Below are 8078 nucleotides of genomic sequence, written 5' to 3'. Positions count from 1 at the left end.
ATACGTTCTCGGGCCGAACTGTGATTCGACGCGGCGGGGTCACTTGCTCAAAACACTTCTGCCGCGCAGACTCCTAGGATATCCTCCGTTACCAGCACTTGGCCATCACACTCGGGAGATGCGCCAATACCAATGGCAGGAATGGTTAAAGATTGCGTAACACGCCGCGCGGCGGCTTCAAATACCCCTTCAATTAAGACTGAGAACGCGCCAACAGACTCAAAAGCCTGTGCTTCTTCAACCAACCGTTTGGCTGCAGCCTCATCTCTGCCCTGGGCCTTAAATCCGCCCATAGTGTTTGCATGCTGAGGACGCAAGCCAATATGTGGCATTACCGGTATACCACGACTGACCAGGAACTCCACCGTTTCAACAAGCTCTAACCCACCTTCAACCTTGATGCCCTGAGCACCAGTTTCTGTCAGTAAGCGCGCCGCGTTTCGGAAAGCCAGCTCCTTGCTTTCTTGATACGAGCCATAGGGCATATCGATAACGACGCAGGCTTTCTGGCTGCCACGCACCACTGCTGCACCATGGTTAATCATCATATCCAGAGTAACGGGCAACGTAGAATCGTATCCGTAAGCCACCATCCCTGTGGAATCCCCGACGATGATCAGATCGACAAAAGGGTCCATGAGTTCTGCCATGGGCTTCGTGTATGCTGTAAGGGAAACAATGCTACCTCGTCCTTTCATGGCCTGAATCTTAGAGGTTGTTATCTTCTGGCTGGAAGTATGAGTACTCATATTCACTCCTATCCTTGATCAGTTAAATCACAACGAAATTGAGAAACCGCACCACACCAAACACCACAACGCCCGAGACAACCGGCCACCCCAGGGACTTTGTTTTCCACCAGACTAGCAGGGTTACGCATCCCCCAACAGCCGTTGCAACCCAGGCATTCAGGGTGCCGGCTGCGGGAACCAGCGAAGCCCCCAGCATGGCCGCAATCATCACCGGGCCGAGCACCCCGAGCCACCTGGGCATGGCCGCTGTACCGCCCTGACTGTCTTCCCGAGCCAGACGCCTCTGCATCCACACCAGTGGTAACAAACGCATTAACAATGTACCCGCTGCGGCAACCATCACCGCAACCCACAGCTCACCAGCCATGCGTTAAACCTCCGCCCGTGTATTGGATTGCATCACAAAGAACACCGCAGCGCCCAGAAGCGCCGCAACCGGTATCGCCATATTGGGCAGGCCATTAGCCGCGAACAACAACGCCACGACAATGGCACACCCAAGCGCTGCAGCCCATAACCAGGAAGTGAATCTCGGGGCCAACAGAACCACAAACAGGGCCGGTAGCGCGAAGGGCATAACGTCATTCAGTAATGGCCAACGCCCGGTCAGCTCCTGCCCCGCAAAAGCTCCCAGGGCCGTGCCCCCTACCCAACTGAACCAGGCCAGCAACATGGCGCCAGTGAACCACCCTAGGCGTTCCGAGGATGGCAGCGCCGGAAGGCGGGTGTGCGCCAGGGCGAAGACTTGATCCGTCAGCCCGTGCATCAACCAGAACCACCACCGGTTCCCGGTGAGCCAGGGCGCCAGGTTCGGGGCATACACCAGATGCCGGGCATTGATCAGCAGCGTCATCACAACCACAAGCCACAAAGGGGCTCCCGAGGCCACCATGCCAACAAACAGGAACTGGGAGGCACCCGCATAGATAACCAGGGAGATGATGATGGCTTCCCAACTGCTAAAACCAGCCTGATTGGCGATCAGGCCAAATGAAACTGCTACCGGAATATATCCACCCAGCAGCGGAATCGCATCCCGTACCCCACTCACCCAGGCGCGTCCGCCCGCGCTGATTACCTGATCGCTCATGATCCCTCACCTTCTTTCTGATACACGATGGTGACCAGTAACGTGGCCCAGGCGTCCCGGGTGCGATAAAGGTGAGGCTGCTCAGCATCGAAGGTGTGACTCTGCCCAGCCCGCAAATGCTGGCTTTGGCCGGTGACACCGACTTCCAACTGACCGCTGATAACAGTAACGGACTCCACCGCTCCCGGCGTATGGCCCTCCGCCATGCGTGTGGTATTGGGAGCGCAGGACATCCAGTAAGCGTCTACCCGGGGATTATCTCCCCCCTGATCCACAAGCCGGACCTGCACCCCTTCCTCACCAACCGGCACACGGATTGGGGCAACCAGGTTGCCGAAGGGGATATTAAGCTGAACCGCCAGCCGCCAGATGGTATCCAGGGTCGGATTCCCGTTGCCCTGTTCCAGGCGGGAAAGGTTCGATTTGGCAACACCTGCAGCGGCGGCAAGCCCCGAGAGCGACCATCCGCGAGCCACCCGCAAGGACTGAAGGTGTCGCCCCAGGGTTTCGAGAGAAAGCTGATCCATGTAAACCACTTCCAATGTTCCATTTATAGAACGTTCTACAAAAGGAACACGGAGATGTCAATGAATTCTCAAGCAGACATAACGATTCAAAATCAGAAATCGGTATCTACTATTTCAGAGCATGTGGATTAGGAGCTACCCCTAGACAACACAACCCTAAATCGATCGCACCTGCCCAGTTAATAGTGGGTCTCGCCAAGCTGTGAGCATGTTTTCTCTAGTGAAACTGTTCTATACTCTAAACAGTTTTGCTCTACACCTAAAACAGAAAGCGTAAATATGCCTGCCATCAAGTCGTTCACCGCCAAAGATGTTTGTTTCGCCTTAGGGGGAATAAGCCGGTCAAGGCTTCACACGTGGGCACAACTGCCACCATTTTGCGACAGGCCAACCCGTGAAAGGAGCGCACGGCGCTTCACGAAGGCCGATTTAATTACGTTCGCGGCACTGCAAACACTAGAGGACACCCTGGGCATGAGACGCAGAGATGTCCAACGGGTCTCAGCCGCTATACATCGTTATGTCAGCGCACCACGTCAGGCCCCTGGAGAAGAGTTGATCTTTATTCCACAGGAAAACCTGGACGAGGGAGAGGCCTTCCGTTTGTTTAGAGGCCAGAATCCCACCAGCCTAGGCTGGGTTGTCGATATGTCCAAAGAGAGAGAGCGTATCGACTTGTACTTGGGACTCGAGTCCTCTCAACGAGAGCTACCCTTGATCACAAACATCGCATCAGGGCAGCAAAGATGAATTTGCTACAGGAATTCGGTGCACCCAACGAGAGTTGTGTGGATCTGCACGACAACCGGGATGCTCGTTGTCTGAGGTATACGGATCTATATCGAAATCGAGAGCATCCGCTGGTTGACTATGTTGTTGAACATCAGGTCCAGGCACTGTTATATGTCGTCGACCAAACTCACTTTCGAGATGACGTGTTACCCGTTCGTGATCTCCAAAAAATTCTTGCCATGCGGGGTGAGCCAGCTTGGTTGGGTATATTGAAACCGGGACGACTGGATATTTACGCCACCGACCTGCGCCCCTCAGAAGACACGACCCCAGTCTGGTTTTCTCGCGATTCCAACGAAGCACCAAGCATTCTTCCCAGACTTGCTCAGGGTGAGGACTTCGTACCGCCTGCTACTCTACGCCTGCGTGATGTCCTTCTCGATTTGATGAGAGATGCAGGCAAAGCGCTGCGCGATCTTGGCGTATCAACTCACGAGGCAATAGCGCTCACAGGTCGAGCACTGTTTCTGCGCTACTTGATAGGTCGAAAGATTGTGCTCCCCGATAATCTGGCCGATATCGCTCCTAGTGCCAACTCACTGAAAGAGTGCATGGACACAGATGTAGCACTGGCAGAGACTAATCACTGGCTGGATAAAACCTTTAATGGTGACCTTCTAACCCTCCCCGCTACCGATTACGCCATCTATTTCCGCCAATTAGTTCAACAACATGGGCCAAGTGTCACTCAACCTTTGAGCGCTATAATGACTCTCGATACCGCCATAGAACCCGGCGCGTCACAACAGCGTTTGGATTGGGGGGATCTTGATTTCGATCACCTGCCAATTGGTTTATTGAGTGAGACCTATGAAGAACTGATTCATCATTTCGACCAATCAGCGCGTCACGCCACGAGCGTGTACTACACGCCCTATCACATTGCCGAATACATGGTGGAAGAAGCCTTCCACGCGCATCCGGAGGGCTCAAGTGCGAAGCTATTGGATCCCGCTTGCGGGGCCGGCGTGTTTCTAGTCGCAGGATTGCGTAAGCTGGTGGAGTTACGCTTTCGCGAGACCGGGGAGCGACCATCGCGCCAACAAATTCGGGACGTGCTTCACGAACAACTGGTTGGTTTCGATACCAATGGCCATGCCCGCACGCTTGCAGCACTAGCCTTATACCTGACCGCCCTTGAACTTGATCCACACCCCGCACCACTGGAAGAGCTGCGTTTCAAGAAACTTGAGAACAGTGTTCTCATCAACGTTGCTGATCCAGAGTGTAACAGTAACGAGTTGGTGCCTATGGCAGGCAGTCTGGGTGATCACGTGTTTGATCACTACCAGCATACCTTTGACCTCGTCATTGGCAATCCGCCCTGGACCAGTTTAACCAAAGAGCACCGAAGCATTGAACGGATTTTTACCAAGAGGTGTAGAGAAGTAGCTGCACAACGCGGTCTGGATGAAATCGCTAAATCTTACCATAATCCGGACGGCGTTCCCGACTTGCCCTTCGTTTGGGGAGCCATGGCTTGGGCCAAGCCCGGTGGACGCATTGCTCTGGCACTGGCCGGACGCTGGCTGTTCAAACAATCTCACAAGGGAACTGCGGCTCGTAATGCGTTATTCGAAGCCCTGAAAGTAACGGGCATACTGAACGGCGCAGCACTACGGCAAACTCGGGTCTGGCCGAGTGTGGATCAGCCCTTCTGCCTACTGTTTGCCGACAATGAGTTGCCGCAGCCGAACGAGCAGTTTGTCTTCGTCAGCCCGCACTATGAGCCGGACCTGAATAGTAAGGGCCTACTACGGGTCGATGCCAGTGATGCCAGTCCGATAGCTTTCGATCTGGTCAAAAGTAATCCGGCTGCGTTAAAAACCTTGTATCGTGGCACAGTGCTGGACTTGGCCATTGTGAGCAAAATCAGACAGCGCGCAGAATGCACAATCGGCGATTACTGGAAGGAAAGCGCGGGGCTTTTCAAGAGCCAAGGTTTTCAGGTGGCTAGCCGGTCCCAAGACGATAGCTTCCTCAAAGGAAAGCCTGCTTTGCAGGCGAATTACGACCTACAGCCTTTTATGGTGCTCAACAAGGCACTTGACCGCTATATTCCACGGGGGCTTCACCGTACGAGATCGCCTGAAATTTATAAAGCCCCTTTAGTTCTAGTGAGAAAGTCTCTACGCGAAGACCGTTCCAGAGGCAGGGCGTTGCTAAGTACCGATGATGTAGCATTCTCTGAATCTTACTATGGGTATTCAGCATCTGGCCATCCGTTATCAGCGTTCCTTACGCATTATTTATTGGTATTGCTTCATAGCAAGCTTTTTGAGTATGTCACTTTAATGACAAGCGGAGAGTTCGGTGTTGAGCGGGAAGCACAGCAAAAAATGGACGTTAACCGTCTTCCATTTGTTCCACCGGAGAGCCTGTCAATCGATCAACGTCAGTCCATAGAAACATGCGCCAAGCAGTTGATCAATAATCATCCCGATTGGTCATTGCTCGACTATACCGTTGGTCAGCTCTATGGTTTGTCGTCGACTGATCAGCAGGTTCTGTCCGATACTCTTGCGATTAATGCTCCCTACGCATCTGCTCGTGACGAGGGGTTGGCGCGGATCACAGAGGAGCAGGCTCAGGCATTTATCACTTGTTTGGGAAAGGCGCTGGCTGGGGCATTTGGTGCCGGGGGACATCGGGTGCAGGTGCAGTTCTTGAGCGCCACCAATCCTGCCCTACCCTGGCGCTTTTTTTCCATTACATTGGAGGGGGGCTCCCCACCGCTTGAGCTTCCTGCACATTGGATCCAACAGGTGAGCAGTCTTGGCGTCAGCCGAATAACCCTACTCAGTTCAGATCAGCCCAGTCTGACGGTTGGGTTACTCAACCGTTACCGATACTGGACACAGAGTCAGGCACGTCTACTTGCATCAGAGCTGATCTGGGAATTTGGGGCACGTCTAGAGGAGCTCGGTCAGCAATGCGAGGATTGATGACAGGGCGGGGGACAACCACAGGAAGACCGTGCAATATCCCAGAGTCCTTAATGATTGTGGTTCAGAATGCGCTCGCTCACGCTTGGCGCCAATTGCTTGAGGAAGTCGCCGAAAGGCAATTTTCGATCTGTGACGAAGAGGAGGACACAATTACTGAGCGGCTCTATATGATTTTGGACGATATCTACAGCAATGATCCGGAAGCCGTTCAAGGATTTTCAATATTTCAGACCCCAGTTCGGGAAGGTAACCTACGCAACCGGGCGGGCAATAAGCGCGATTGCCAGCCCGACCTCACATTTCGACCACTTAGAGGTCAGTTGGATACTCGAAGCAGTACGATGGCGGCAATATTCGTCGAGTGCAAACCCATCGATTCGACACACCCTATTGGTAGCACCTATTGTAAAGCGGGTATCAGCCGGTTCATCAGAGAGGATTATGCCTGGGCGGTAGATCGCGCCATTATGCTGGGATATGTCCGTAACATCTGCCCCTTACCGGGCGGCCTTACCTATGTTCTGGGCAGTGACGCGGGCCAAAGAGAGTACCGAGTCAAGAAACAACTGGCCTCGCTTGGCCAGACAAATCATGGTGACGAAGTATATTGCAGCGTTCACCATCGTGGCCCTACATTGGCAAGCTCCCATGCACCAAGCCTACCCATTACTCTGCACCATCTTTGGTTGAAACCCGAAAAACCCTGTGAGACCACTAGGTGCAAGGTCTCGGCGCGTGGTCACGATAGAGCTGATTAACGCTTTTTATAAGGACTTTGTCTTCTCAAGAGTAAAGATGTCATCTGGTGTTCCCGGCGTTTGAGGAGTCAGAGGACAATGAAGTTCGAGAGTTTTGATACGTTGACTGGGAAGGATATACGGCCAGCCTAATTCGTCAACGCTAGCCAAAAATGGTGTTGCCAAATGTTTCAGGATGTCACGTTCAGAGCAGCCTCTTGCCATTTTCGACCGGAAAATCTGGGGCGACCAATGCGACTCCACCCGTTTCCGTATGCACTCCAGTAACCAGGCATTCAGACACGAAAGGGCCGATCTGTTTGGGAGGGAAGTTGGTAACGGCCAGCACCTGCTTGCCTTTAAGCGTTTCCTTGTCATAGAGTTCAGTGATCTGTGCGCTGGATTTACGAACGCCGATCTCGGGACCGAAGTCCACTTTCAACTTGTAGGCAGGCTTTCGTGCCTCGGGGAAATCATCTACTTCAATGATCGTACCAACCCTTAGTTCTATCTTTTCAAAGTCATCCCAACTAATCATATTCAGCTCCTCCAAAAAGATTGATCAATGAATGGCTTCAGGCTCGGGCACTGGTTGCCGCTTCACTCTGCCAGCGATTAAAGAACCCAGCACAATCAGAACACTGGCAGCAATAACAGCACCGGTCGCCTCCCCGTAACCCGCGGCGATCAGCAATACCACGGAAATAAGCGGAGCACTGTAAGCCAGAGTGCCCAGCAACTGGATGTTGCCGTGTTTCACGCCATAGTCCCAAGTAAAAAAGGCGATGCCGACCGGCCCCAAACCCAGGCCTAGCACGCCAGCCCATTGAACCCACCCGCTTGGCCACACCGTTGTTTCCCAAATCAGGTGACACACCAGAGCCAGAACAGCGGTCACATGTTCGGCGACAATTAGGATGACCGGTTAGCGACAATTATCTTGGCCGGTTGGGTGTAACAATTGGCCCCTTGTTTTCCATGGTGGAGCAATGGGTGCCAGGCCAACACATAACCAACCGACAAGAGGAGCTGTTCATGCAGCACCGAGAGTTATGGTGATTTCTGGTGTATGGAAGCAGGCTGAAGGGGTGGCGTATCCTGTTGGTTGATCTCCGCCAAGATCACAACCAACAGAGGAATGATACGCCATGCCCAAGTCTAACCTGCATGCTCTTTCACAACCAGAGGTAGCCAGCAACGACCCGTTGCACGAGTTGATCCGGCAGGGTGCC

At 53.3% G+C, this 8078-nt stretch carries 8 protein-coding genes; 2 read left to right on the top strand and 6 right to left on the bottom strand.

Annotated features, from left to right (window positions below):
• Window positions 1-47 precede the first annotated feature (47 nt).
• Genes panB through MLC59_RS19045 form a run of 4 tightly spaced genes read right to left on the bottom strand, consistent with a single transcriptional unit; the run spans window position 48 to window position 2369 of the window.
• Complete coding sequence (gene panB, locus MLC59_RS19060) at window positions 48-749, bottom strand: 3-methyl-2-oxobutanoate hydroxymethyltransferase (RefSeq protein WP_248237188.1); 702 nt, start codon at window positions 747-749, stop codon at window positions 48-50.
• 22 nt (window positions 750-771) lie between these two features.
• A complete protein-coding gene (locus MLC59_RS19055) occupies window positions 772-1119 on the bottom strand; it encodes an AzlD domain-containing protein (RefSeq protein ID WP_104417580.1) in 348 nt (115 codons plus the stop codon).
• A gap of 3 nt (window positions 1120-1122) precedes the next feature.
• Window positions 1123-1842: an AzlC family ABC transporter permease gene (locus MLC59_RS19050; RefSeq protein ID WP_248237187.1), complete on the bottom strand. Its 720-nt coding sequence runs from the start codon at window positions 1840-1842 to the stop codon at window positions 1123-1125.
• Window positions 1839-2369 (bottom strand): helix-turn-helix domain-containing protein, encoded by a 531-nt coding sequence (locus tag MLC59_RS19045; protein WP_248237186.1) that lies wholly within the window; start codon window positions 2367-2369, stop codon window positions 1839-1841. Before MLC59_RS19045 ends, MLC59_RS19050 begins: the two co-directional genes overlap by 4 nt.
• A gap of 788 nt (window positions 2370-3157) precedes the next feature.
• Between MLC59_RS19045 and MLC59_RS19040 the strand changes: the two genes are divergently transcribed.
• Window positions 3158-6106 carry an HsdM family class I SAM-dependent methyltransferase gene (locus MLC59_RS19040; protein ID WP_248237185.1) on the top strand — a complete coding sequence of 983 codons (2949 nt, stop codon included), beginning with the start codon at window positions 3158-3160 and terminating at the stop codon, window positions 6104-6106.
• A 53-nt stretch (window positions 6107-6159) separates the two neighbouring features.
• Complete coding sequence (locus tag MLC59_RS19035) at window positions 6160-6867, top strand: hypothetical protein (RefSeq protein ID WP_248237184.1); 708 nt, start codon at window positions 6160-6162, stop codon at window positions 6865-6867.
• A gap of 184 nt (window positions 6868-7051) precedes the next feature.
• On the opposite strand, the gene MLC59_RS19030 is transcribed toward MLC59_RS19035, so the two are convergent.
• Together MLC59_RS19030 and MLC59_RS19025 are read right to left on the bottom strand one after the other, a co-directional pair.
• Window positions 7052-7390, bottom strand: coding sequence for a tRNA-binding protein (locus MLC59_RS19030; RefSeq protein ID WP_248237189.1), 339 nt, complete (start codon window positions 7388-7390; stop codon window positions 7052-7054).
• 18 nt (window positions 7391-7408) lie between these two features.
• Window positions 7409-7744 (bottom strand): hypothetical protein, encoded by a 336-nt coding sequence (locus MLC59_RS19025; protein WP_248237183.1) that lies wholly within the window; start codon window positions 7742-7744, stop codon window positions 7409-7411.
• Between the last annotated feature and the right edge of the window lie 334 nt (window positions 7745-8078).

It is taken from the genome of Marinobacter bryozoorum, from assembly GCF_023156245.1.
GTDB lineage: Bacteria > Pseudomonadota > Gammaproteobacteria > Pseudomonadales > Oleiphilaceae > Marinobacter > Marinobacter bryozoorum.
Note: the sequence above shows the minus strand (reverse complement) of the source record. Positions and strands in the feature narration are given on the sequence as shown.

Coding starts and splice junctions, on each gene's coding strand:
- MLC59_RS19045 (WP_248237186.1), bottom strand. CDS start 2,369: ATGGATCAGCTTTCTCTCGAAACCCTGGGGCGACACCTTCAGTCCTTG.
- MLC59_RS19035 (WP_248237184.1), top strand. CDS start 6,160: ATGATTGTGGTTCAGAATGCGCTCGCTCACGCTTGGCGCCAATTGCTT.
- MLC59_RS19050 (WP_248237187.1), bottom strand. CDS start 1,842: ATGAGCGATCAGGTAATCAGCGCGGGCGGACGCGCCTGGGTGAGTGGG.
- MLC59_RS19055 (WP_104417580.1), bottom strand. CDS start 1,119: ATGGCTGGTGAGCTGTGGGTTGCGGTGATGGTTGCCGCAGCGGGTACA.
- panB (WP_248237188.1), bottom strand. CDS start 749: ATGAGTACTCATACTTCCAGCCAGAAGATAACAACCTCTAAGATTCAG.